Origin of the sequence: Rhodococcus sp. USK10, from assembly GCF_019378875.1 — a bacterium.
In the GTDB taxonomy this organism is placed as follows: Bacteria; Actinomycetota; Actinomycetes; order Mycobacteriales; family Mycobacteriaceae; genus Rhodococcus_F; species Rhodococcus_F pseudokoreensis.
On record NZ_CP076048.1, the window covers coordinates 4930575 to 4950841 of the forward strand.

Genomic DNA, 20267 nt, shown 5'->3' on the forward strand with positions numbered 1-20267 from the left:
TCACAGGCGGCGGAGCCGCCCCCCGCGCCTGCCGGCGTCGCGCATTTCCTCGATCCAGCCGTCGTGGCCGGGAACGATGCCAGTGATTTCCCAGGTTTCCTGGTTGTCGTACGTCAGGCGCGCTCCGTGACCGTCTTCGACGAGTGACGCCGCGGACGACTCCTCCGCCAGTTCGGTCCGCGCGTCCTGCAGCAGCGTCAACGCCTCGTCCAGTGCGATCAGCAGGGCGTCCCGGTTGCCTTCGCACATGGCCCGGACGAGTCCGGGTGCGCTGCCCGCCACCCGGGTGCCGTCGCGGAACGAGCCGGCTGCCAGACCCAGCGCCAGCGGTCCGCCGCGGGCGCCGGTGATCGCCAGGGTCTCGGCCAGCAGGTGCGGCAGGTGCGAGATCCGCGCGACCGCCCGGTCGTGTTCGGCGGACTCGGCGGGCACGACGACGGAACCACAGTCCAACGCGAGTTGCGCGACCTGCGTCCAGATGCCGGGGTCGACGCCGTCGTCGGTGCCGACCACCCACACGGCCTCGCGGAACAGGTCGGCGCTGCCGACGCTCCACCCGGACGCCGACGTTCCCGCCATTGGGTGCCCGCCCACGTAGCGGTCGGCGAGTCCCTGCCGGGCCGCGGCCGCCGCGACCTCGGCCTTGACGCTGACGACGTCGGTGATCGGGCAGTTCGGCGCGTACAGGGCGATCGCGGTGAGGGTGGCGGCGACGGCGGGCACCGGGACCGCGATCACGATCAGCGCCGATGCGGCGGACGCACGCTGGAGGACCGCGACGAGATCGGTGTCGGCGTCGAACCCGTCCGCGCGGGCGGCGTCGACGGACGGCGCGGACCGGTTGTGGCCCCACGCTTCGCGGCCCGCGCGCACTGCCGCACGCAGCAGCGAACCGCCGATCAATCCCAGGCCGAGCACGCACACCGGAGGTGTGGAAGGGGTATCAGACACCCGAACAGGTTGGCACATTCGACGGCGGACTTCATTTACCGGCACCCAGCGGGCTACCGTTGCGCTCATGGGTGCACAGCGCGCGGAAAACAACAGCGCCTCCACGGATCGGGCAGAGGATCTGGAGGGCTTCGGTGTCGCAGTAGTACACGAGGACGGCCGGTGGAAGGTGAAGGCCCTCACGTCGGCTGCTCTGACCAGTCTGAGCGTCGCGGAGGAGGAGCTTCGGGCCCTCCGTAGCGCGGGCGCGTTCTTCGGTCTGCTGGACGTGGACGACGAGTTCTTCATCGTGCTCCGTCCGGCGCCGTCGGGAACGCGGCTGCTGCTGTCCGACGCCACCGCCGCCATCGACTACGACATCGCCGCCGACGTCCTCGAGGCGCTCAACGTCGAGGTCCCGGACATCGATCCGGACGACCTCGACGACGTCGAGCCGTGGGAGGAGGGCGACCTGTCGCTGCTCGCCGACCTCGGTCTGCCTGAACCCGTGCTGGCGGTCATCACGTCCGAGACGGATCTGTACCCCGACGAGCAGCTCGGGATGATCGCGCAGCGGCTCGGGTTCACCACGGAGCTGACCGGGGTTCTCGACAAGCTGCCCCGGTAGTCCCGCACGCCGTGACTCTTCAGGACGACGAGCGGATGATCCGCGCGGCGATCGAGGCGGCCCGGGCCGCCACCGACGCCGACGTGCCCGTCGGTGCGGTGGTGTTCGACGCGGACGGCGTCGAGGTGTCGCGGGCCGTGAACTCGCGGGAGGCGATGTCGGATCCGACGGCCCACGCGGAGATCATCGCGCTGCGGGCCGCGGCGCGGGTGTACGGCGACGGGTGGCGCCTCGAGGGGGCGACGCTCGCGGTGACGCTGGAGCCGTGCACGATGTGCGCGGGCGCGCTCGTGCTGGCCCGGATCTCCCGGGTCGTGTTCGGGGCGTGGGAGCCGAAGACCGGTGCCGTCGGCTCGTTGTGGGATGTGGTCCGCGATCGGCGTCTCACACACCGACCGCAGGTCAGGGGCGGTGTCCTCGAGGACGAGTGCGCCGGCATCCTCGAAGACTTCTTCCGTGAGCGGCGCTGACCGGTTTTAAACGCTTTCGTGGGGTACTCGACACATTGTGGCCGGGTCGCCGTGACCCGTGCTTCTCTGGAGAGAGGCGCTGACGAGGCGCCGCCGGACCCGTCACCGGGTTCGAAATCGGATTCACGGAGGTATCTCGTGGGAATCGCAGACAAAGCTTCGAACAAGGCGGAAGACCTCAAGGGCCAGACGAAGGAAGCGGCGGGCAAAGCGACCGGCAACCCGGACCTGCGCGACGAGGGCAAGGCCGACCAGGCTTCCTCGGCGGTGAAGGATGCCGGCGAGAAGATCAAGGACGCCGGGAAGAACCTCAAGGACAAGCTCACGTAAGGCGGTTTCACCTGGCGATTTCGGGCTCGGGCGCCACATCCGGTAAAGTCACCGGCGGTGGCGTGTCCGAGCGGCCTAAGGAGCACGCCTCGAAAGCGTGTGACGGGTAACCCCCGTCCGAGGGTTCAAATCCCTCCGCCACCGCCAAAGCTCCCCACCTGCGCATGCAGGTGGGGAGCTTTTTTGTGCCGAATAGAAGGGGTGTAGGACGACTGGCGGACAGTTTTCGGACAGTCAACTCAACGAAACGCCGAACACGTGCGGCCCCGGCGGGCATCTAGCGGCTGGGTTTCAGCGGCGGTGACACCGGTTGCGGCAGAACCGCATGGCGTAAATGCGCCCGCGTGGTCCGAGATTGTCTTCCATTGGCCGTGTTTCGGGACCATCTCATCGGATCCCGCGAACAGTGACTTACCATTTCTGAGATCCAGAACGGATGATGGGTGCGCGGAGAACGGATTGGCATGACTGTGCTCGGCTTCGAAGACGAGACCCTCGACGAGGAGTTCTCTCGCCTAAGAGAAGATGTCGAGCAGTACGAAGAGTCCTGGTGGATCCATGATGAATGGGCAAAGAAGATCTGGTCGAATGAATCGGCGCTGCTCAAGACTCTGAAGTCGTTGGCCCTTGACGGGCACGTCGTTCAAACGACACATGTTCACCGAGCGGGATCCGCGTGGCGTCAGCCTCGGCCTTCACTTCACGAACGAGTGGTGGCGGGCCTGCTGAGCACGTACACGCCGGCAGTCGAACAGGATCGTCCACCGGCATTCCTGCTATATGGGGGACCCGGGAGCGGGAAGACCAGTTCGCTTCGTCCGCTCATCCAACAGCCCGGTATGGATGTTGCATTGCCTCTGGATGCCGACGAGGTTCGGATCGAACTCCCGGAGTATGCTGGGGGCCTCGGAAGTGAAGTCGTGCAGGAGGAATGTTCCCACATCACCTACGGCGAACTTCGCAGTCGGTGCCTGTCGGGCGAGCCGAATCAGCGTGGAATCTGCATTGACGCTGTAGGAGATCCGGAGTTTTCCCTGCGGGACTTTCACCAACTCGACCAGGCTGGCTACCGCGTATACGTACTCGTTGCGCAGTGTCCGATCGATCAAGCGATCCGCAGAATCAAGAAACGCGCGATCGACACAGGACGATTTGTCGACGTGGGGTATGTGGAAAGTGTCGGCGGGCGACCGAAACGAGCGCTTGACGCGATCCTTGCCGCACAGGCTCAGGGGGAAGTCCAGCTCGCTGGGTGGGGGATCTTCGACACTTCAGATGGGCACTCAGGTATTGCCCCGCTCGTCCTCGATGGAGACGGAACTTTCGGTTCTGCTGGTGCCGCCGCTGTCCGACCGGCATTATAGATGTATTCTCGGACACAACTTGAGACTGTCGTGGATCGGAAGGATGTGGACCGGATGCCCGGCGTGCAGAGCGCTAATGGCAAGTCCCCTGCCGTCCTTCTAGGGGAGGCGCGTGAAGCACTTCAGCGTGCATTGCTGTTCGGGGACGCTGAAGAGATCGAGGCTGCGCAGCACCGCATTGACAGCGCATTGGACCGGCAGGCGGCCCAGAGGCGAGTGCGTCGAGCCGACTCGATTCGAGCTGCACTCGCACAGCTCCCAGACACCGAGAACGAGTCGTCATCGCCCGTCGATCGAGCAGCGCGGGGAGAGATTCTCGCTTCGGAGCTTTACGACCAGTGGAACCGCGACCCCGACAGCTTGCAGCTGAAGCCCCACGAGAAGCAATTCGTTAAGGGCGATATTCGTAGGTTGCGCGTGTTGGTAGATGCCGCCCGCACGGGGGATACCTTCAATGCGGTTTTCACGAAAGTTCGTGACGTGGAAAGTTCACAGCGCTCCTATGCGCTGGCTGCACGCGCTGACGATCCGCGTGAGCTTTCGGCTGTCCAGGGGTGGTTGGCCGATTATATCGGCCAACAAAAGGGGTAGCGTAAGTTGACTGCCTCCGCCACTTCGGTAAATGGCTTCGAAAGTGCCGAAGCTGCAGCAAGCCGGTTGGTCGATCTCCACAATCTAGAATTCGGTGCCGACATTGAGAAGCTCTGCGAAGCATACGCAGACTTGGATATCCAGAATATCCCCGCCGACGTCGACGCCATCTCGCTTGGGTTGATCGGCCCACCCGCGCTACCGCGGCCTCGCATTGTTCTGAACGCTCGGAAACTGCCAAGAAAAGGTTCGCCGGATTACCTCTGGCGGCGATACCGCTTCACCTTGGCCCACGAGCTCGGGCATGTCCAGCTTCCTTGGCACACTGGAATCAACGTTTGCCACAGTGAGGGCGATGTCGAATTTGATTCCTCATCGATCTCGACATCAGAACAAGAGGCACACCTCTTCGCTCAACGGATCCTTGTGCCTCCGCGTGTGTTGTCTCGGGCGTTAGACACACACTCGGGATCTGACGTGCTCAGAATGCTCGATACCACTGGTGTGCATTTTTCAGTTCCGTTGCGGTCGCTCGTCGAACTGCTTCCGCCAGGAAACATTGTTTCCGCCGTGCGAAATGGACTCATTGAGCGGTCGTATCGAAGTGAACACACTGGTCCGCGACCTCCTGCGCCGGGCGCAGCAATCGGTGATGCTGCCCTCGATCCGCTCGCAAGCGAGCGGATCGAGGGCAGCATAAGTGGGCGTCAGATCGTGTGGTGGACGTTCCCGAATACCATGGAATTCGAATCAGAATTGAGTGAAATCAAAGTCAAGGAACTGTGGCGTCAGCTGCTGGATTCGCTCGATCTGGGAGAGCGGCGAGATTCGCTCCGCGGCTCAGTCGACGGCAAGTTCTCAACCACGCTTCAGCTCGCCCGCAAGGGCGCCATCCCGATTCGGGCCGAAACGATCGCTACTCATGTTCTTCAAAATGTGGGATCAGAGCCGCGACTGAAGGACATCTACAACCATCCCGACTTCCGCCGATACGCATATGCGCGCGCCAGGATTTTTGAAGCCGAGGCTGGGTAGGCGCTGCATGCCCGCAGTCGCCAGAGCGCACTAACGCGGTGACTGGCCCTGTCCCTTCAGGCCGACGTGACACCACGCCGCGCGCGATCCAGTGCGTCAGCGACCGAGTCCAGATCGTCGTCGAACAGGTCGGCGTACACGTCGAGTGTCAGGGCGGCGGACTCGTGTCCAAGCATTCGCTGAACGGCCTTCACGTTCGCGCCGGCAGAAACTGCCAGACTCGCCGCGGTGTGCCGAAGGTCGTGTGGGGTTAGCGCTTCGGCGTCGGCCTTGCGGGCTGCCGAACGAAACCAGCCGCGCTCAGAGTTCGGCCGCCGGAGATAGTCGCCGTCCGGCCCAGGGAAGACCAGGCCGTCGCGTGCTTTGCCGACGCACTGAGCCGCCAGCTCTTCAACGAGGAACGCGGGAATGGGGATCGACCGTGGCTTGTCTGACTTAGGGGTGCCGACTTCGATGCGCGCTCCGACCTGCACGGCGTTGCGGACGACATTGACGCGGCGGCGCAGCATATCGAGGTCTGCCACCCGGAGCCCCACCGCCTCGCCCCAGCGTAGACCGCAGTAGGCGAGAAGCAGGACGAGCGTTGACCAGCCGCCAGCCGCCTCCGCCATGGTCGCGACCTGCTGGTGGGTGAGGTAGATCTTTCGCTTGGCCGTCTTCTTGGGGAGGTTGTCGATCTCGCGCGCTTTGTTCGACGCGAGTTTGCGGTCGCGTACCGCTCTGTCGAGGATTCCCGCGAGCACTGAGTGGGCACGAATGACGGTCGTTGCCGACGAAGGCTTCCGGATCACCTTCGCGGGATCGCGGGGATCTCGGACCTCGGTAACGAGGTCGGTGATCCATTCCTCCACGTCGACAATTTCGATCTTGGCCAGCTGCCAGTGGCCCCATTCCGGCTGCACGTGTATGCGCCAGGAGGACTCGAGGGGTTGGTATGCGGATGGCTTCAGTTTGGCCTTCTTGGTTGCCAGCCAGGGACCCGCGAGCAAATCGACAGTTATGCGTCCGTGCCGGGGATCCACGAACTCGCCGTCGACCTTCCGGACTTCGACTCTAGAAGCCCAGTCCTTGGCGGCCTCCTGGGTCATGAAGCCGCTCTTGCTGCCCTGGCTTCCGTCCGGCTTCATGTAGCGGACTTTGTATCTGAGGCCAGCCTTCGTTCGATAGGACTTAAAGGTCGCCATGTCTTATACCTCACTAACGAACTTACGAGTCTGTTTGTGTGCGAACATATGTTCGAGTGACGTTCGTAACGTCGAACGAACCATCGAGCAAAGGTGGAGTAATGGATCTAGCGGGCGAGCTGTACCGCGCCGTTGTAGTAACCGGATCGGTCACTGTGGATCAGGTGGCACGCATGACTAAGCAGACGGTTAAGCATGTCCAGGAGCAGATTTGCGGCGAGCGCAACTTCACCGTTGCCGAGTTAGTCGTAATCGCCCAAGCGCTTGAAATCGACTGGCGCTTACTCTTCCGTGGTGCGCGCGATCGCGCGACCAAGTAGGTCCGTGATCTCCACGCCGAACACCTCGCAGAGTGCCTGCATCTGAGTCACATCAGCCGGCCGCTCGCCGTTCTCAAGTCGCTGGATCGTCTTCGCACTGATTCCCGACTTCGCGGCGAGCGCCTCGCGACTCAGATTCACTCGGGCGCGCGCGGCCCGTATCTCGTCGCCGATCATCCGGTTCAGTTTGTCTATATCCATGAGTCGCATTAGACCACAATCCGGTCCGGACTGACACGAGACAAGACCGAACGGTCCTAATTTGGCCTACGCATGCCTTGACACTTGGTCCGTATGGTCCATATGGTGGCCCGCATGGTCTTGATAAACGAACTCACAGCGAGGCGGGTACGCAGCGCCCGCAAGAACGCGAACCTCACCATCAAATCCCTCTCTCAATCGAGCGGGATCACATACTCGACCCTCAAGCGGCTCGAGGGGGGCCTCGCCGCTTTCAAGCTGCACGACATCGTGCGGCTCGCCGAACCTCTCGGAGTCGGGCACGACGACCTGATTCCAAAGTCGTCCGAACTGAGCGCCGATCCCGACGGCGGTGCCAAATGACTGCCGCAGCCTCCGAGATCCCCCAGACGGTCGAGCAGATTGCCCGCCTTCTTGGCTGGCAGGGCTCGGGCACACGGACAAGTCCCAGCTACGACACGGTCCTGAAGGCGTGCCAGCGAGGAGAGCTGCCTGCATTTCAGCGAGCCGGCCGCAAAGGCGCGTGGATGATCCTGCCGTCACATGCCATCGCCTGGCGGACGGGAAAGCGGCCGAGCAGAACACGAGGTCGCCGCACATGACGAAGCCCCCAGGTGCTCGAACACCTGAGGGCCCAATCGATCCCACCCTTGGAAGGAAGACCATGGACGATGCTACGGCACAAGCGAGCGATTCACCGATTGGCACCGATTCAACGTCGATTGACGTCCGGGCTGACACAGCCCTCCGGCAAGTCGCCATCCGATTCGCCTACGACGGTGTGTTCGACGAGTTCTACCTCGACCGCGTCGCGGTGCAGTCTCTGATCGTCCAGCTCGAGCGTGCACAGCTCGAACTGGAGGCGCCGGTGCCGACACCCGTCCTCGGTGGTGTTCGCGATCTCGCGGTCGACCTGTTCGAAACGGCATCGTTCGCGGCGAACATGGGATTGGCGTTCGCGATCAAGTTCGTGACGTCGGCGATCAAATGACCGTCGAGCTGTTCCGAACCGGCGACTGGCGACTCCGGACGGTCGTCCTCGCCACCGCCGAACCAGGATTCGTCCTCGCTGATGCGTGCAAGATCCTCGGTCTCAGCAACCCGACGATGGCCGCGCGTTCGCTGGATCCGGCTGACCTCAGTACTGCTGAGGTCAGCTCGTATTCCGGGCAGCGGCGGACGGTGAACATCGTCAACGAGTCCGGCCTGTACGAGCTGGTCTTCCAGAGTCGCAAGCCGGAGGCGAAGAAGTTCCGCCGCTGGGTCACCGCCGAAGTACTGCCCGCGATCCGCAAGACCGGCACCTACAGCGCGCAGGCGCAGATCCCGAAGTCGCTGCCGGAGGCATTGCGTGCGTACGCCACCGAAGTGGAGGCGCACGAGGCGACGCGGGCCGAACTGGAGCAGGCCGCGCCGGCGGCGGCCGCGTGGGATGCGCTCGCCGACGCCGACGGGGACTACTCGCTCCGTGACGCCGCGCAGATCCTCTCCCGCGACCCAGCCATCACGACCGGACAGAACCGGCTGATGGTCGCGATCCGGCAGATGCGGATGGTCGACAACACCGGGCAGCCGTACCAGAAGAACATCGACCACCTCCGGCTCCGCGTCACCAGCTACGAGCACCCGCACAGCGGTGAGCCCGTGCTGTCGAAGCAAGTTCGCATCACGGTCCACGGACTGAAATACCTGCACAAACGCCTCGGCGGCACCCAGCCGCTCCGGCTCAACACGACCATTGACCCCACGCCGCTTCCGCCGGCGTTGAACAGGAACTGACCGTGCGTCCCGTCAACACCGAGTGGATGCGGCGGCCGGGGCCGCCGCCGATGCTCGCGATCTGGCTGATCGTGGCGGGCGAACTGTTCGACGCCGACACCCAAGCTGCCCACGCTGCCGCCACTACTCCGGCTGGCGCGGGGCCGAAGGGGACGGGCGCCGGTCTCGCTACCGCCGCGCCCGTCTCCACCTAACTCCGGTGTCCGGCAGGTGACACCCCCTGACCCTGCTGGGCACCGGACCCCACATCCTCACCGACTGAAACGAGACATCGATGACCATGCGACTCGACCACACTCGCCTCACCGGCCTGTCCCTGGACAAGGTGCGGGAGGAGGGCGAGCGGCTCGCGAACGAGCCGACCCCCCTCCACGACGAGGTCCGACGATTCCGCGTCACTCGCTTGCAGAACTGCCCCTCCCGGTCGCCGTACGTCGACTACACCGAGATCGATGCGGCTCTGCGGTCGAAGGTGCCGACTCGTGCTCGGGGTGTCGAGTGCAACCGGTGGCACTACACCGACGCAGACCTCGAAGACCAGGACTCGGACGACGACGCCACCCCGACCGACGTGCTCCTGCCGTCGCTGGCCCGGCTCACGCGGGAGAGCTTGGCGATGGACGCGTACGTCGACCACGCGCGGGAAGAGCACGACGCCGAGCGGCGCCGCGCCCGCGCGCTCGTCCGTCTCCGCCGGATTCTCGTCGCCGCCCTGGCCCTCGCGATCGTCCTGATCACCGGCATCGCCCACGCCCTCACCGGGGCAGGTGTCCTGTGAGCGCCCCGGTCGAGGTGTACCGCACCGACGACCCCGACGTGCTGGCCGCGATCGAAACTCAGAAGGCCGCATATGACGAGTGGCGTTCCCGCATCCACCAGTTCGCGGAGTCGATCACCGGGACGTCGGACATCTGGGTCGGCAGGTTCCTCGACCTCGAGTTCTGCACCGGCTTGCAGATCGCAGCCGCCGCCCCGGTCCCGGAGGGCTGGCGCCGGAAAACCAAGGAATCGGAGTCGCTGGTTCCGGATCGTCGCACCAAGCTCGGAAATGAGTTCGACCGTCAGTTTGCGAAGCTCCGCAACGCACCCTCCCTGCGGCGGATGTCCGGAATGCCCACCGAAGTCGACGGACTGTACAACCCCAAGACCGGCGCCGGAACGACTCACACCTTCGGGATCGACTACCCCGGCGAATCCGGCTACGTCGAGGTGACCTGGGGGATCGAGGTCCCGCCCGAGAAGGTCGGCCCGCAGTGGCAGAAGGTCCCACTCTCGCAGTGGCACGCCGAACGCGAAGCGGCAGAAACGAAATTCGTGACCGACACCGAGACCGATGAGAGGGAAGCGACCCGATGACGATGATCCTGTTCGACGACACGTGCATAGAGAAGGTGCGGGTGAGGCAGGGGAGTAGGCCCGGCAGGGTGGTCATCGCCTATGGCGAAAGCCTGAACCTGCACCTGACCGGGACCGAGGCCCGCGAGCTGATCACCGGGCTCGCCGCGCAACTGGAAGTCCCGTCACCGGCCACCGAACCGGCTGGCGACGAGAACGTCTGGCGCAAGGCCACATCGGCGGAGTACGAACGCGCCCGCCGCGACGGCACCCCGACGTTCCGCACCGAACGCACCACCGACGACGACTACGAGCAGGTGCTCTGGGTCTCGGACCCAGCCCGGGCGGGGGAGAAGCGGTGAACGGGCGCATCGACAACGACGGCAACCCCATCGACGACGGGTACTGCCCGGTCCATCCGTGGAATCTGCGGCCCTGCCACGAACGGAGCTGCGGTGAGTAAGCGCAGACGTCGGTGCCCCGGCAGCCGCTGTGGCCGGCCGATCCACAAGACGCAGTTCTCCTGCGCCGACTGCTGGGCGCGCCTCCCGCATCACCTGCGGCTGCCGGTCCTCGCGACCAACGGCAAACCGACCTCCCCGAGCAAGAACACCGCTTGGACCAACGCTGCCGAATTCCTGGGAAGGAGCACCTGATGGCCGACAACGTCACCGATGACGACATGCGCGCACTGTCGAACGTCCTCGGCGCCCAGTACGCCGTCGTCCACATGCCCCAGCTCAGCGGCGGCGGGTGGTGCTCCGACGACGAGCTCGCCGCCGTCCGCGTCGACGACACCGGCATCTACGTCCACACCACCGGACCGCTGCCCGCCGACACCGCCGCCGACCTCGCCGCCGCACTGACCGCGGTCGCCGTCGACGCGTTCACGGCAAGGCGGTAACACCGATGGCGACGTGCTGGCACTGCCACCAGAACATCGTGTTCATGTGGTCGATGACCAACGAGGGCAGGGCGATCCCGTTCGACCCCTCACCGGACTCCTCGACCGGCACAGCACGCCGCCACACCACCGAAGGTCCGGACGGCCGAACCAAGGTGTACGCCGAATTCCTCACCGCCGACGCCCTCCACACCGCACTCGCGGACGGAGACCTGCTCTGGACCCCACACCGCACCACCTGCAACGCATTCCGACCCCATAACCCCAAACCCCCAGGACTCGAAATCAACCTCCCCACCGGGCGAACGGGCAGGCGAAGGAAGTACCGGGCATGAACACCTCCGCCCAGGCCGCCGACGAATGGTGGCACACCCTCCCACCCGAACGCCGCGCCCAAATCCACCGCTGGGTCGACCGACCCCACACCCACCACGAAACACCCGGACAGATCGAGATCCCGATCCCCACCACCCAGAAAGAGGTGACCTAGCAGTGGCATCCATCCTCGTCGGCACCAACGACCTCCGCGCCGGCCTGATCTCGGTCAAGGTCCACGCCAGCACCGATCAGGAACTGCCCGCACTGTGCCGGATCCGCCTCGACGTCGGACCCGAGAACGTCACCGTCACCGCCACCGACCGTTTCACCGCCGGAATGTCACTGGTCTCCGTCGTCGCCCACCTCAACCCCGACGACCTCGAAGAAACCAAACTCGCCTGGGTCGAGATCATCGACCTGTCCGTCGATGACGTCGACAAGATCCTCAGTATCTTCAAATGCGGCAAGGACAAAGGCGATGAGCCGCAATACATCCTGCGCATCGAGTCCGACGACACCCACGTCACCGTCACCGACAGCTCCGGCATGATCGACGGCCGCGCCCTCAGACTCCCGCGACTCGCGTCGGACGACGGCTTCCCCGACCTGACAAACCTGTTCGCGAAGGTCCACCACGGCCGACCCACCCTCCTCGATGAGATGGCAGTCGGCGGCGAGTTCCTCGCCCGATTCAAGGCTGCATCGTCGTGCTACCAGAAGGCGACCTGCATCGAAGCCACCACCGGCTCCCGCGCCCTCACCATCCGCTGCGGCGAATCGTTCCTCGGAATCCTCATGCCGATCGCCATCGATGACGAAACCCGCGAAAAGCACAAACTCTGGCGCGACGCCTGGGACGAACGCCTACCGCAGCCCTCGCATCTCGCCGAGAGCCGCGAACTGTGAGCACCACCGATCTGTTCCCCGACTGCGTGCTCCCCGGCTGCGACCATCCCGTCGCGCACGTCGGGGACGGCTGCGAAACCTGCAAGAACGCGTTCGGGTGGATGCTCACCGGCACCCCCACCCGATTGACCGCCCAGGAAATCGCCGAACGCGACCGCGCCGTCACCGCCACCTACGCCGCACGGAGGCCATAACCATGTCCCTCGGAATCGAGAAGGCCCGCGAACACCGCGGCAACGGCACCCACACCGAGCAGTGCGACCGCGCCGTCGCCCAGGCCGTCCACGAGAACAACGAACTACGCGCAGAGAACGAACGCCTCCGCGGACACCTGAAGTTCGCCGTCGACGCCGTGCACTCCGAGGCGCGCTACCAGTGGGAGATGGACCGCCGCGGTGCGCCCGGCGCGCAGATCGTCGCGCAACGCATGGGTGTCGTCGAGACTGTCATCCGCAACGCGGTCGGCGGTGACCTGTGACAGCCCTGCAGTTCACCGAAGGCCAACGTCTGCTCCTCGGCGAGCTGGCACCGTGGCAGATCCTCGCCCTGGCCGACGCTCCTGAGTACTGGTGCAAGTGGATCCGCGACAGCAAGGGCGGCGGCACCGTCCACTATCCCGAGTGGCACGCCGCCGGGGTGTGGCGCGCCACGTACTCATGGGGCCTCGCAATCACCGCGCTCGGCGACTACATGAACGAGCGGAAGCGGGACGACCCAGCGCACGTCGTCACGCTCACATGGGCCGAGATCACCCGGTGGTTCGAATCGCTGCCCGCCGAGCTACGTGCCGAAGCCCGCCGCCAGCGCAAGCTTGGCATCGCCCTCGTTTCGCGTGTCGTCGACCAGATCCTCGCAGCAGGCATCACCGAACCGGAGCCGACGCTGTGGTGAACGAGCGCGAGCCCGGCGAGTGGCGCATGGACGCAGCCTGCGTCGACGCCGATCCCGAACTGTTCTTCCCGGTCGAGAACACCACGGCCAAGCGCCGCGCCCGCGTCCGTGAGGCGTGGGAGTACTGCGGCACCTGCCCCGTGCGCGCCGAGTGCTACCAGGACGCCGTCCGAAGCGGCGAGGACACCGGAATCCGCGCCGGAATCGACATGCAGGACCCGAAGGTGCGCAGGCGAATTCGTGACGTCAGAGCAGCGGGTCGGGCGTCATGAGCGAGTCCTCGACCAGCTCAGTCCCCGTCGCGGCCGCCATCAAACGCGTCACACACCCCGCACCCGTCCCGGACCGAAACTGCTCCGTCTGCGGGCAGCACCTCCCGGCCGGATGGGTCCGCCACATCGAATGCAGAACCACCAACACAGAAGCGGACATCGCATGACACCTCGGAAGAACGGCCAGAAGTTGCTGGTGTGGGCGTCGCAGATCGACCAGAACACCCTCACCCAGGCCGAACAGACAGCCTCGCTGCCGTTCGTCCACCCGCACGTCGCGCTGATGCCCGACGCCCACTCCGGCAAGGGCTCCGCCGTCGGCACCGTCATCCCCACCCGCGGCGCGGTGATCCCCGCCGCGGTGGGCGTCGACATCGGCTGCGGCATGATCGCGGTGCGCACCCAGTTCACAAAGGCCGACGTCGACGGCAACAGCCGCAAGCTCCCCGAGCTGCGTGAGGCGATCGAAGAGGCCATCCCGTTGTCGCCGGGCAACTACAACAGCACCGACGAGCTGAACCACTACTTCGCCCGCGACAAGATCACCGAACTCGAAGTGCGTGCCGAGAAGGACGGCGTCGACCTGTCGCATTCGCCGCAGTGGCGCGAACAGCTCGGGTCGCTCGGCGGAGGCAACCACTTCATCGAGCTGTGCCTCGACGAGGAAGACCGTGTGTGGCTGTTCCTGCACTCCGGGTCGCGTGGTGTCGGGAACAAGATCGCGCAGAAGCACATCAAGGTTGCCCAGCAGCTCTGCAAGACCTGGCACATCGATCTCCCGAACCAGGACCTCGCCTACCTACCGCAGGGTATCCCCGAGTTCTGGGAGTACATCCGCGAGCTGCGATGGGCCCAGCGGTTCGCGCACCTGAACCGGGCGGAGATGATGGACCGCTTCGTCAACGTCTTCCGGCGGTGGATCGGTCCTCCGGTGCTCGAGGAAGAGCGGATCAACTGCCACCACAACTACACCGAGCAGGAGCAGCACTTCGGCTCCGACGTGTGGCTCACCCGCAAGGGCGCCGTGAATGCCCACCCGGGTGTGAAGGCTGTGATCCCGGGCAGCATGGGCACCCGCTCGTACGTGGTGGTGGGGAGGGGCAGCAGGCCTGGTCTGTGCTCGGCACCGCACGGCGCCGGCCGACGCTTCTCCCGCACCGACGCCCGCAAGCGATTCACCGAGCAAGACCTCGCCGACCGAATGCAGGGCATCGAGTACCGGCACGGCCCCGAGTGGATCGACGAAATCCCAGACGCCTACAAGGACATCGACGTCGTCATGGACGACGCCGCCGACCTCGTCCAGATCACCCACGAACTGCGGCAGATCCTGAATGTGAAGGGAACCTAAAGATGAGCAACGAACCGAAAGAGACGCCAGCCGTGCGCAAGCTGTGGACGTACGGAGACGCGGACAAGTACGAGATCACCGTCGACGTTCCGGCCGACGTCTCGACACCGCCGGTGACGATGACCCTCCCGCCGACGATCTGCTCCGACGAAGACGATGCCGAGATCGACCTCACATGGGTACAGGCGATGCAGCTCCGCTCGTCACTCAACGACCTCTTCCGCTGGATCCATGGCGAGGGGCTCGACGGATGAGCGACGCACTCGACGTCATCACTGTCGCGATCGAACGATCACCGTGGCTGCCGCCCCGGCAGATCGCCGAGGTAGTCGAGAACGACCTCGTCAATGCCCGACTCCTCCCGGACACGGACGGCGGCGACCCCGCCGACGAGATGATGATCCGCGAGATGTCCGTCAAGGACGGCATCGCGAACCTGACGATGACGTCCGGCGGGCCTGAGTCCGAGGCTGTCCTCGTCGCGATGGCCGACGCGATGGGTTCCATGCTCGACGAGCACGACGCCACCAACTACGTCGAATTCGACCTCCGCAAGCGCGGAATGCCCGCCTACTCCGTGTGCGTCCGCCGCTACAACCGGCCGACACCACACGATCTCCGGAAGGAAGCCGATGCTCGTGCCGAGGCGGCGGAAGGCACTCTTGCGGAACTGATGGGCGATCTCAGTAGGACGCTCGACAGTCTCCGTGAACAGGCGGACTCGATCGGAACACGCGACGACGGCCACGAGTGGCTCTGCTACGCCGAGAAGCTGGTGCAGCAGGCATACGCGAAGGCGGTGCAGCCGTGAGCAACACGCTTACCAACCTCGTTCCGAGCGACTTCGAACTCGTCAAGTACGGAGTCGCCGTCACAGCGATCAACGAGGACCACGACTTCGTCATCCTTGGTCACCATCCCGTCCGCCGTGTCCTTGCCGCGGTCAACGCGTACTACCGAGAGATCGCCAACGACACCTGCGCCGGTACGAACCTCGGAGACTTCACCGACACCATTGAGCAGCGCTGGGCTCGCTTCTACGAGGGCTCCGAAGCCGACGACTATGCGTGGCGGTTCGAGTACTGCGACAAGGGCGACGACTACGCCTTCGCGATCACCCGGTGGCGCCCGTGAGCACCGAGTCGATCGACCACAACCGGACGAGGTCAGCTTCCCGCTGCCGACAGCAGTCAAAGCTCGAATGGTGCAGCTACGGCTCATGCGACAAGGCTGCCGGACACGACGGTGTGCACCGCTGCCGCTGCGGCAGGCAATGCGATACACCGGCGAACGGATGCGCGTGGCATTCGACCGGCCGTTCGTGGCTGGAAGACCTCGCCAAGATGTCCATTCGGGCCGCTGGGATCAACCTCCCCCGCTGGCACGTCTACAAGTGGGACGGCTGGTGGAGGGCGGCTCGCATCGACAACTCATTGCACCCGGATGAGTTTCCCACTTGGGAAGAGGCATACAGCTTCGCGCTCAGAGGCGGTCAGTGATGGCTGATCACGATCACGGCCCCGAGTCCCGCTGTGGTCTGCGCTGCCCTGCGATCGAGCCTCCGATCGACCTCGATTGGCTGGAGACTCACGTCAAGGCTGCGGTGGAGGGGAGGCTCGTCGGCCGCCAGGTCGCCTGGACGTCCTCGCCCGAGTTGGTGCTCGCACTCGTCACGGAGTTGCGCGTCTACCGCCAACGTGACCGTGAGGACGAGGAGTGGAACCGGCGCGTCGATGAAGACAACGTGCGGTGCCTCGACTGCGATCTTCGGCACGGCGAACGCGAGCAGTACCGGTGCACCAAGGCGAGCGGTGCCCACACCTACGTATTCAGCGAAGACGAGCTGCTCGCCGCACGTGAAGGCGGCAAGTGATGGTCTTCGAAATCCTGAAGGTGGTCATCATGCTCCTCGCCACATGCACCGCCACCGCCGGCGCGATGGCCGCGATCGGCTGCTACATCGTGTGGGCCTACAACCGCGGCATCGACGAGCGCGACCCCGAAGGTGGTGAGTGATGGCGCAACGGGTTCAGCGCAAGCGCACGAAGGGCTGGCGCATGCCGGAGGGTGCCGTGTTTGTGGGACGACCGACGAAGTGGGGCAACCCGTTCCGCGTTGGCTCGATGACGTACCTGACGGGGAAGAAGGCGGGACAGAAGATCGACGCCGAGGGTGTGGTCGCCATGTACAGGCATCAGCTGACTCGGGAATGCAACGAGGAAGCGCGGGAGTTGATCCGCGCCGAGCTCGCGGGCCGCGACCTCGCCTGCTGGTGCAGCCTGTCTGACCCCTGCCATGCCGACGTCCTGCTCGAGATCGCGAACGGAGCCACCAAGTGATCACTGTCCTCCGTTGCCGCGGTATCGGCGAACCCCAGGGCGACGACAGCATGCTCGCCAACGTCACCAAGCACCTCGACACCACACGGTTCCGTGCGCGCGAGGTTCCGTGGGAGGCAACGTACGGACCGGTCGGCGGCGGAATCGGCGGATCCAGCTTCGGCCGCGCACTTGCTGGTGGGCGCAAGCTGCTGATCGACACGATCCGCGCCGACCCATACCCGGTCATTCTCCTCGGCTACTCGGGCGGCGCAGCACTCGCCGGCAACATCGCCAACGAGATCGGACTCGGCAACTGGAAGGAACTCGACGTCCGCGGCGTCGGACTGATCTCCGACCCCCTCCGTCTCCCCGCCGTGTCTGGCTCGCCCGTGTGGGGCATCGCCGGGGGACGAAGAATCCAGTCGGAGTTCCCCGTGTGGCAACTCGCCGATCCCGCCGACGTCATCACCTGCTGCCCGGCCGACAGCCCACTTCGCACCATCGCCGATCAGTCCGCCGCGTTCGCGCTCGGCGACCTGCGCTCGTGGGGCTGGGACATCGTCAAGCGTCTGCAAACCGGGCGCTGGCAGTCCACGATCCGCGACTGGCGAAACGGTCCCGCAGTCTGGAACGCCTACTCGCATGCCATCGTCGGAGCCCGCGGGTACCTCACCGGCGATCACACCAGCTACCACCTGCGGCGAGGTCCCGGTGTCGCGCCCCGAACCTACTGCGAATTCCTCGCCGCCCAGATCAACGACATCAAGGAGTGACCATGCCTGCTCAGAAGTTCCGCAAGAAGCCCGTCGAGATCGAAGCCATGCAGTGGGACGGCGATGTCCGGCCCCGCCACCCGCTTACCGCGTGGATACGCGAGAACGGCGGCGAATACACGTGGACCGCTGGCGATCCGCAGCGGCTCGCGATCGTGACCCTAGAGGGAGAGATGGTCGCAATGCCTGACGACTGGATTATCCGCGGAGTCAAAGGCGAGTTCTACCCGTGCAAGCCGGACATCTTCGCCGCAACCTACGAGGCAGTGGAGGCATAGAGATGGTCCACTTTCACCGGTTCTCGATCAACGAAGCAGCACGGCACCCTAAGAAGGGCCTGCTGATCCACTGGCGCGAGTTCCTCACGATCCGCCGATTCGAAGACGGACCCAAACTCTTCGGCGGCCACCTCGAGACGATCGTGCGCTCGCCGAAACCGGAGTTCAGTGCGCGTCTGAGCGTTGGCACGGCCTCGTCGGAGACACCGTTCGACGGGCACCTCACCATCCTCGGTTCCGGCCTGTACTGGGGCATCGAGAGCGGCGGAAAGCTCGCCGACCTCCTCACCCGCCGCGACAAGCACAAGTACGAGGGACGCGAGCTCAATCTGTACCTGTTCCACGGCACCGTGTACTGGCATGTCTGGACGCACGCCAACAGCTGGGAGAAGGGCGAGTTCGCCGCCTGGCGAACCGGGTCGCAAGACGTCCGACCGCTGGATCTGCTGTTCGGTCGCCGCCGCTACTGGTACGAGGACGTCGACACTGCCGAACTCGCGATCCAGATGCCGGAGGGTGCCTATCCCGTGAAGGCCACGCTGCAGCGGCAGCTCTTCGGGCGTCCGAAGAGCAAGCGTCGCCAGGTGTCGTGGACTGTCGATGTCGAAGCGCCGAAGGGGATTCCAAACCGATACGACACATCAGGCGGTTGGAAGGGCGACCGGGTATACGGCTTCGGCGTCAAGTTGGCCGAGAGGCGACCGAACTGGATTGTCGACGCGAAGGCCGCGATCGAGGCACGGATTCTGAAGGACCGAGCTGACACCGGATTCCGTGAACCGCAACCGGTGGAGGAATGACGCCCTCGGATCCCACGGTGTGGGTGATCTGCACATGCCGGGACTGCCGCGACCGCCGGTTTCGGGAGGCGATCGCCGCGATCCGGGTCCACCCCTGGGAGACGGTGATGTTTTTCCCGCCTCTCCCGTTCCCCTGGCCGACCAAACAGAAAGCGATCTGCTCATGATCCCCGCCTCGAACGCACAAGCCGCTCCGTTGGTCTTCGTCGACACCGAAACCACAGGCCTGCACCCCGACACCCGCCGTCCCTGGGAGATCGCCCTCATCCGCCGCGACGACCAGGGCGACACCGAGTACCTCTTCCAGGTCACCGACGTCGACCTCTCGCATGCCGATCCGAAATCCCTCGAGATCGGGCGGTTCCACGACCGTCACGTCCGCGACGTGCGCCCGCACTTCCACAAGGTTGTCGACGCGGCAACCGCTCTGGCACAGGCCGGGCTGCCCAACCGCGTGATCGTGGGCGGCCCCAGTCCAGACGATCCGACGAACCCCCTCCCAGAGAGCGCCGTCGCTGCTCGTGTCGACGAGATCACCGCCGGCGCCCACATCGTCGCCGTCAACCCGGCGTTCGACGCCGCCGTCCTCGACGCGATGCTCCGCCGCAACAGGCTGATCCCGCGGTGGGACTACCACCTGATCGATGCCCGCGCGATGGCCATCGGCTGGTTGCACGCCAAGATCGGATCCGTAGTCCTCCGGAAGACTCAGAAGCCGCTGTACCAGTGGCGCAGCGACGACCTGAGCTACGCGTGCAACGTCCACACCCCGGACGAGAACGAACGGCACACCGCACTCGGTGATGCTCGTTGGGCGATGCGCTGGTACGACCACCTCGCCGCCGGGGTCCGCACACCCGATCCGGTCGAGTCATGACAGCCAAGTCCTGGGAACCGGTCGCGGATGCCCCGTGCCCGGTGTGCTGGCGACCGGTGTGGGTGTCCGCGCGAGGCCGCGTCGAACACCACACCGACAAGGCGTCGCGCCCGTGCCCGATGGGCGGCGGGTACCTCCACGCCAACAACGAGACCGCAGAGGACGTACCCAGATGACCGAGAAGTCATTCCCGGCGTGGGTCGAGTTCGGTGAGGAACCTGCGCCTCGCAGGGTGGAGTGGGGGACCCGGCGGCCCGTGCAGTGGAGCATTCAGGTCGGCGAGTCGCCTGATCGAAACAAGCACGTCCGGCCACCGGTCCCGTCGCCGTCCCATACTCCGCCGCCGTGGGCCCAGGACCCGGCCCGCACCCGGCGAACCGGGAACCGGTCGACCGATGCCCGTACACCA

General features: G+C 65.2%; 37 protein-coding genes and 1 tRNA gene. 35 read left to right on the forward strand and 3 right to left on the reverse strand.

What is annotated here, in order from left to right; translation table 11 throughout:
- A complete protein-coding gene (locus tag I1A62_RS29770) occupies positions 1-969 on the reverse strand; it encodes a prephenate dehydrogenase (protein WP_124394263.1) in 969 nt (322 codons plus the stop codon).
- A 49-nt stretch (positions 970-1018) separates the two neighbouring features.
- Here I1A62_RS29770 and I1A62_RS29775 point away from each other — a divergent pair, with 49 nt between their 5' ends.
- From I1A62_RS29775 to I1A62_RS29805, 7 genes are all read left to right on the forward strand, one after another.
- Positions 1019-1558 (forward strand): tRNA adenosine deaminase-associated protein, encoded by a 540-nt coding sequence (locus tag I1A62_RS29775; protein ID WP_087561549.1) that lies wholly within the window; start codon positions 1019-1021, stop codon positions 1556-1558.
- Positions 1559-1569: 11 nt separating this feature from the next.
- Positions 1570-2028 (forward strand): nucleoside deaminase, encoded by a 459-nt coding sequence (locus I1A62_RS29780; RefSeq protein WP_005561213.1) that lies wholly within the window; start codon positions 1570-1572, stop codon positions 2026-2028.
- 138 nt (positions 2029-2166) lie between these two features.
- Positions 2167-2358 carry a CsbD family protein gene (locus tag I1A62_RS29785; RefSeq protein ID WP_124394266.1) on the forward strand — a complete coding sequence of 64 codons (192 nt, stop codon included), beginning with the start codon at positions 2167-2169 and terminating at the stop codon, positions 2356-2358.
- A 56-nt stretch (positions 2359-2414) separates the two neighbouring features.
- A tRNA-Ser gene (locus tag I1A62_RS29790) sits at positions 2415-2505 on the forward strand.
- Between the two features lie 317 nt (positions 2506-2822).
- Complete coding sequence (locus tag I1A62_RS29795; RefSeq protein WP_219455840.1) at positions 2823-3722, forward strand: zeta toxin family protein; 900 nt, start codon at positions 2823-2825, stop codon at positions 3720-3722.
- A gap of 54 nt (positions 3723-3776) precedes the next feature.
- Positions 3777-4313 (forward strand): hypothetical protein, encoded by a 537-nt coding sequence (locus I1A62_RS29800; protein WP_219455842.1) that lies wholly within the window; start codon positions 3777-3779, stop codon positions 4311-4313.
- Positions 4314-4319: 6 nt separating this feature from the next.
- Positions 4320-5348 carry an ImmA/IrrE family metallo-endopeptidase gene (locus I1A62_RS29805; RefSeq protein ID WP_219455843.1) on the forward strand — a complete coding sequence of 343 codons (1029 nt, stop codon included), beginning with the start codon at positions 4320-4322 and terminating at the stop codon, positions 5346-5348.
- Between the two features lie 56 nt (positions 5349-5404).
- Here the strand turns inward: I1A62_RS29805 and I1A62_RS29810 are convergent, their stop codons facing one another.
- On the reverse strand, positions 5405-6532 hold the full coding sequence (locus I1A62_RS29810; RefSeq protein ID WP_219455845.1) for a site-specific integrase: 1128 nt from the start codon (positions 6530-6532) through the stop codon (positions 5405-5407).
- Between the two features lie 101 nt (positions 6533-6633).
- Between I1A62_RS29810 and I1A62_RS29815 the strand changes: the two genes are divergently transcribed.
- Positions 6634-6852 (forward strand): hypothetical protein, encoded by a 219-nt coding sequence (locus tag I1A62_RS29815; protein WP_219455846.1) that lies wholly within the window; start codon positions 6634-6636, stop codon positions 6850-6852.
- Here the strand turns inward: I1A62_RS29815 and I1A62_RS29820 are convergent.
- A complete protein-coding gene (locus I1A62_RS29820; RefSeq protein WP_219455848.1) occupies positions 6814-7029 on the reverse strand; it encodes a helix-turn-helix domain-containing protein in 216 nt (71 codons plus the stop codon). The genes I1A62_RS29815 and I1A62_RS29820 overlap by 39 nt on opposite strands.
- 138 nt (positions 7030-7167) lie before the next feature.
- Between I1A62_RS29820 and I1A62_RS29825 the strand changes: the two genes are divergently transcribed.
- From I1A62_RS29825 to I1A62_RS29955, 27 genes are all read left to right on the forward strand, one after another.
- Positions 7168-7416, forward strand: a complete 249-nt coding sequence (locus I1A62_RS29825) for a helix-turn-helix domain-containing protein (RefSeq protein WP_257890974.1) — start codon at positions 7168-7170, stop codon at positions 7414-7416.
- 418 nt (positions 7417-7834) lie between these two features.
- On the forward strand, positions 7835-8044 hold the full coding sequence (locus I1A62_RS29830) for a hypothetical protein (RefSeq protein ID WP_219455852.1): 210 nt from the start codon (positions 7835-7837) through the stop codon (positions 8042-8044).
- Positions 8041-8832, forward strand: a complete 792-nt coding sequence (locus I1A62_RS29835) for a BRO family protein (RefSeq protein ID WP_219455853.1) — start codon at positions 8041-8043, stop codon at positions 8830-8832. Before I1A62_RS29830 ends, I1A62_RS29835 begins: the two co-directional genes overlap by 4 nt.
- A gap of 2 nt (positions 8833-8834) precedes the next feature.
- Positions 8835-9026 carry a hypothetical protein gene (locus I1A62_RS29840; RefSeq protein ID WP_219455855.1) on the forward strand — a complete coding sequence of 64 codons (192 nt, stop codon included), beginning with the start codon at positions 8835-8837 and terminating at the stop codon, positions 9024-9026.
- A gap of 80 nt (positions 9027-9106) precedes the next feature.
- Entirely contained in the window at positions 9107-9610 is a 504-nt protein-coding gene (locus I1A62_RS29845) for a hypothetical protein (protein WP_219455857.1), read from the forward strand.
- The gene (locus I1A62_RS29850) at positions 9607-10188 is read left to right on the forward strand and encodes a hypothetical protein (RefSeq protein WP_219455858.1); all 582 of its coding nucleotides are present in this window, start codon (positions 9607-9609) and stop codon (positions 10186-10188) included. Before I1A62_RS29845 ends, I1A62_RS29850 begins: the two co-directional genes overlap by 4 nt.
- On the forward strand, positions 10185-10529 hold the full coding sequence (locus I1A62_RS46600) for a hypothetical protein (protein ID WP_257890577.1): 345 nt from the start codon (positions 10185-10187) through the stop codon (positions 10527-10529). The genes I1A62_RS29850 and I1A62_RS46600 overlap by 4 nt, the downstream gene beginning before the upstream one ends.
- Positions 10530-10822: 293 nt before the next feature.
- Complete coding sequence (locus I1A62_RS29860) at positions 10823-11071, forward strand: hypothetical protein (protein ID WP_219455860.1); 249 nt, start codon at positions 10823-10825, stop codon at positions 11069-11071.
- A gap of 5 nt (positions 11072-11076) precedes the next feature.
- Positions 11077-11406 carry a hypothetical protein gene (locus I1A62_RS29865; RefSeq protein ID WP_219455862.1) on the forward strand — a complete coding sequence of 110 codons (330 nt, stop codon included), beginning with the start codon at positions 11077-11079 and terminating at the stop codon, positions 11404-11406.
- Positions 11403-11561 carry a hypothetical protein gene (locus I1A62_RS29870; protein WP_219455863.1) on the forward strand — a complete coding sequence of 53 codons (159 nt, stop codon included), beginning with the start codon at positions 11403-11405 and terminating at the stop codon, positions 11559-11561. Before I1A62_RS29865 ends, I1A62_RS29870 begins: the two co-directional genes overlap by 4 nt.
- Positions 11562-11563: 2 nt before the next feature.
- Positions 11564-12295 carry a hypothetical protein gene (locus tag I1A62_RS29875; RefSeq protein WP_219455865.1) on the forward strand — a complete coding sequence of 244 codons (732 nt, stop codon included), beginning with the start codon at positions 11564-11566 and terminating at the stop codon, positions 12293-12295.
- Complete coding sequence (locus tag I1A62_RS29880; protein ID WP_219455866.1) at positions 12292-12489, forward strand: hypothetical protein; 198 nt, start codon at positions 12292-12294, stop codon at positions 12487-12489. The genes I1A62_RS29875 and I1A62_RS29880 overlap by 4 nt, the downstream gene beginning before the upstream one ends.
- A 2-nt stretch (positions 12490-12491) precedes the next feature.
- The gene (locus tag I1A62_RS29885) at positions 12492-12773 is read left to right on the forward strand and encodes a hypothetical protein (protein ID WP_219455868.1); all 282 of its coding nucleotides are present in this window, start codon (positions 12492-12494) and stop codon (positions 12771-12773) included.
- The gene (locus tag I1A62_RS29890) at positions 12770-13186 is read left to right on the forward strand and encodes a hypothetical protein (protein WP_257890578.1); all 417 of its coding nucleotides are present in this window, start codon (positions 12770-12772) and stop codon (positions 13184-13186) included. Before I1A62_RS29885 ends, I1A62_RS29890 begins: the two co-directional genes overlap by 4 nt.
- Entirely contained in the window at positions 13183-13458 is a 276-nt protein-coding gene (locus tag I1A62_RS29895; RefSeq protein WP_219455870.1) for a WhiB family transcriptional regulator, read from the forward strand. The genes I1A62_RS29890 and I1A62_RS29895 overlap by 4 nt, the downstream gene beginning before the upstream one ends.
- A 163-nt stretch (positions 13459-13621) precedes the next feature.
- Entirely contained in the window at positions 13622-14809 is a 1188-nt protein-coding gene (locus tag I1A62_RS29900) for an RtcB family protein (protein WP_219455872.1), read from the forward strand.
- 2 nt (positions 14810-14811) lie between these two features.
- Complete coding sequence (locus I1A62_RS29905; RefSeq protein WP_219455873.1) at positions 14812-15063, forward strand: hypothetical protein; 252 nt, start codon at positions 14812-14814, stop codon at positions 15061-15063.
- Positions 15060-15620 (forward strand): hypothetical protein, encoded by a 561-nt coding sequence (locus I1A62_RS29910; RefSeq protein ID WP_219455875.1) that lies wholly within the window; start codon positions 15060-15062, stop codon positions 15618-15620. The genes I1A62_RS29905 and I1A62_RS29910 overlap by 4 nt, the downstream gene beginning before the upstream one ends.
- Positions 15617-15943, forward strand: a complete 327-nt coding sequence (locus I1A62_RS29915) for a hypothetical protein (RefSeq protein WP_219455877.1) — start codon at positions 15617-15619, stop codon at positions 15941-15943. The genes I1A62_RS29910 and I1A62_RS29915 overlap by 4 nt, the downstream gene beginning before the upstream one ends.
- Before the next feature lie 364 nt (positions 15944-16307).
- Entirely contained in the window at positions 16308-16682 is a 375-nt protein-coding gene (locus I1A62_RS29920) for a hypothetical protein (RefSeq protein WP_219455879.1), read from the forward strand.
- Positions 16682-16825 carry a hypothetical protein gene (locus I1A62_RS29925; RefSeq protein WP_219455881.1) on the forward strand — a complete coding sequence of 48 codons (144 nt, stop codon included), beginning with the start codon at positions 16682-16684 and terminating at the stop codon, positions 16823-16825. Before I1A62_RS29920 ends, I1A62_RS29925 begins: the two co-directional genes overlap by 1 nt.
- A complete protein-coding gene (locus I1A62_RS29930) occupies positions 16825-17148 on the forward strand; it encodes a DUF4326 domain-containing protein (RefSeq protein WP_219455883.1) in 324 nt (107 codons plus the stop codon). Before I1A62_RS29925 ends, I1A62_RS29930 begins: the two co-directional genes overlap by 1 nt.
- Positions 17145-17903, forward strand: coding sequence for an alpha/beta fold hydrolase (locus I1A62_RS29935; protein WP_219455884.1), 759 nt, complete (start codon positions 17145-17147; stop codon positions 17901-17903). Before I1A62_RS29930 ends, I1A62_RS29935 begins: the two co-directional genes overlap by 4 nt.
- Positions 17904-17905: 2 nt before the next feature.
- Positions 17906-18181, forward strand: a complete 276-nt coding sequence (locus I1A62_RS29940; protein WP_219455886.1) for a hypothetical protein — start codon at positions 17906-17908, stop codon at positions 18179-18181.
- A 2-nt stretch (positions 18182-18183) separates the two neighbouring features.
- Entirely contained in the window at positions 18184-18981 is a 798-nt protein-coding gene (locus I1A62_RS29945) for a hypothetical protein (protein ID WP_219455887.1), read from the forward strand.
- A gap of 163 nt (positions 18982-19144) precedes the next feature.
- Complete coding sequence (locus tag I1A62_RS29950) at positions 19145-19858, forward strand: exonuclease domain-containing protein (RefSeq protein ID WP_219455889.1); 714 nt, start codon at positions 19145-19147, stop codon at positions 19856-19858.
- The gene (locus I1A62_RS29955) at positions 19855-20034 is read left to right on the forward strand and encodes a hypothetical protein (RefSeq protein WP_219455890.1); all 180 of its coding nucleotides are present in this window, start codon (positions 19855-19857) and stop codon (positions 20032-20034) included. The genes I1A62_RS29950 and I1A62_RS29955 overlap by 4 nt, the downstream gene beginning before the upstream one ends.
- Positions 20035-20267 lie beyond the last annotated feature (233 nt).

Excerpts from the sequence above, each read along its gene's own strand:
- I1A62_RS29770 (WP_124394263.1), bottom strand. The coding sequence starts at position 969 with ATGTGCCAACCTGTTCGGGTGTCTGATACCCCTTCCACACCTCCGGTG.
- I1A62_RS29775 (WP_087561549.1), top strand. The coding sequence starts at position 1,019 with ATGGGTGCACAGCGCGCGGAAAACAACAGCGCCTCCACGGATCGGGCA.
- I1A62_RS29795 (WP_219455840.1), top strand. The coding sequence starts at position 2,823 with ATGACTGTGCTCGGCTTCGAAGACGAGACCCTCGACGAGGAGTTCTCT.
- I1A62_RS29800 (WP_219455842.1), top strand. The coding sequence starts at position 3,777 with ATGCCCGGCGTGCAGAGCGCTAATGGCAAGTCCCCTGCCGTCCTTCTA.
- I1A62_RS29810 (WP_219455845.1), bottom strand. The coding sequence starts at position 6,532 with ATGGCGACCTTTAAGTCCTATCGAACGAAGGCTGGCCTCAGATACAAA.
- I1A62_RS29815 (WP_219455846.1), top strand. The coding sequence starts at position 6,634 with ATGGATCTAGCGGGCGAGCTGTACCGCGCCGTTGTAGTAACCGGATCG.
- I1A62_RS29820 (WP_219455848.1), bottom strand. The coding sequence starts at position 7,029 with ATGATCGGCGACGAGATACGGGCCGCGCGCGCCCGAGTGAATCTGAGT.
- I1A62_RS29825 (WP_257890974.1), top strand. The coding sequence starts at position 7,168 with ATGGTCTTGATAAACGAACTCACAGCGAGGCGGGTACGCAGCGCCCGC.
- I1A62_RS29835 (WP_219455853.1), top strand. The coding sequence starts at position 8,041 with ATGACCGTCGAGCTGTTCCGAACCGGCGACTGGCGACTCCGGACGGTC.
- I1A62_RS29845 (WP_219455857.1), top strand. The coding sequence starts at position 9,107 with ATGACCATGCGACTCGACCACACTCGCCTCACCGGCCTGTCCCTGGAC.
- I1A62_RS46600 (WP_257890577.1), top strand. The coding sequence starts at position 10,185 with ATGACGATGATCCTGTTCGACGACACGTGCATAGAGAAGGTGCGGGTG.
- I1A62_RS29860 (WP_219455860.1), top strand. The coding sequence starts at position 10,823 with ATGGCCGACAACGTCACCGATGACGACATGCGCGCACTGTCGAACGTC.
- I1A62_RS29865 (WP_219455862.1), top strand. The coding sequence starts at position 11,077 with ATGGCGACGTGCTGGCACTGCCACCAGAACATCGTGTTCATGTGGTCG.
- I1A62_RS29870 (WP_219455863.1), top strand. The coding sequence starts at position 11,403 with ATGAACACCTCCGCCCAGGCCGCCGACGAATGGTGGCACACCCTCCCA.
- I1A62_RS29885 (WP_219455868.1), top strand. The coding sequence starts at position 12,492 with ATGTCCCTCGGAATCGAGAAGGCCCGCGAACACCGCGGCAACGGCACC.
- I1A62_RS29900 (WP_219455872.1), top strand. The coding sequence starts at position 13,622 with ATGACACCTCGGAAGAACGGCCAGAAGTTGCTGGTGTGGGCGTCGCAG.
- I1A62_RS29905 (WP_219455873.1), top strand. The coding sequence starts at position 14,812 with ATGAGCAACGAACCGAAAGAGACGCCAGCCGTGCGCAAGCTGTGGACG.
- I1A62_RS29910 (WP_219455875.1), top strand. The coding sequence starts at position 15,060 with ATGAGCGACGCACTCGACGTCATCACTGTCGCGATCGAACGATCACCG.
- I1A62_RS29920 (WP_219455879.1), top strand. The coding sequence starts at position 16,308 with ATGGCTGATCACGATCACGGCCCCGAGTCCCGCTGTGGTCTGCGCTGC.
- I1A62_RS29925 (WP_219455881.1), top strand. The coding sequence starts at position 16,682 with ATGGTCTTCGAAATCCTGAAGGTGGTCATCATGCTCCTCGCCACATGC.
- I1A62_RS29930 (WP_219455883.1), top strand. The coding sequence starts at position 16,825 with ATGGCGCAACGGGTTCAGCGCAAGCGCACGAAGGGCTGGCGCATGCCG.
- I1A62_RS29940 (WP_219455886.1), top strand. The coding sequence starts at position 17,906 with ATGCCTGCTCAGAAGTTCCGCAAGAAGCCCGTCGAGATCGAAGCCATG.
- I1A62_RS29945 (WP_219455887.1), top strand. The coding sequence starts at position 18,184 with ATGGTCCACTTTCACCGGTTCTCGATCAACGAAGCAGCACGGCACCCT.
- I1A62_RS29950 (WP_219455889.1), top strand. The coding sequence starts at position 19,145 with ATGATCCCCGCCTCGAACGCACAAGCCGCTCCGTTGGTCTTCGTCGAC.
- I1A62_RS29955 (WP_219455890.1), top strand. The coding sequence starts at position 19,855 with ATGACAGCCAAGTCCTGGGAACCGGTCGCGGATGCCCCGTGCCCGGTG.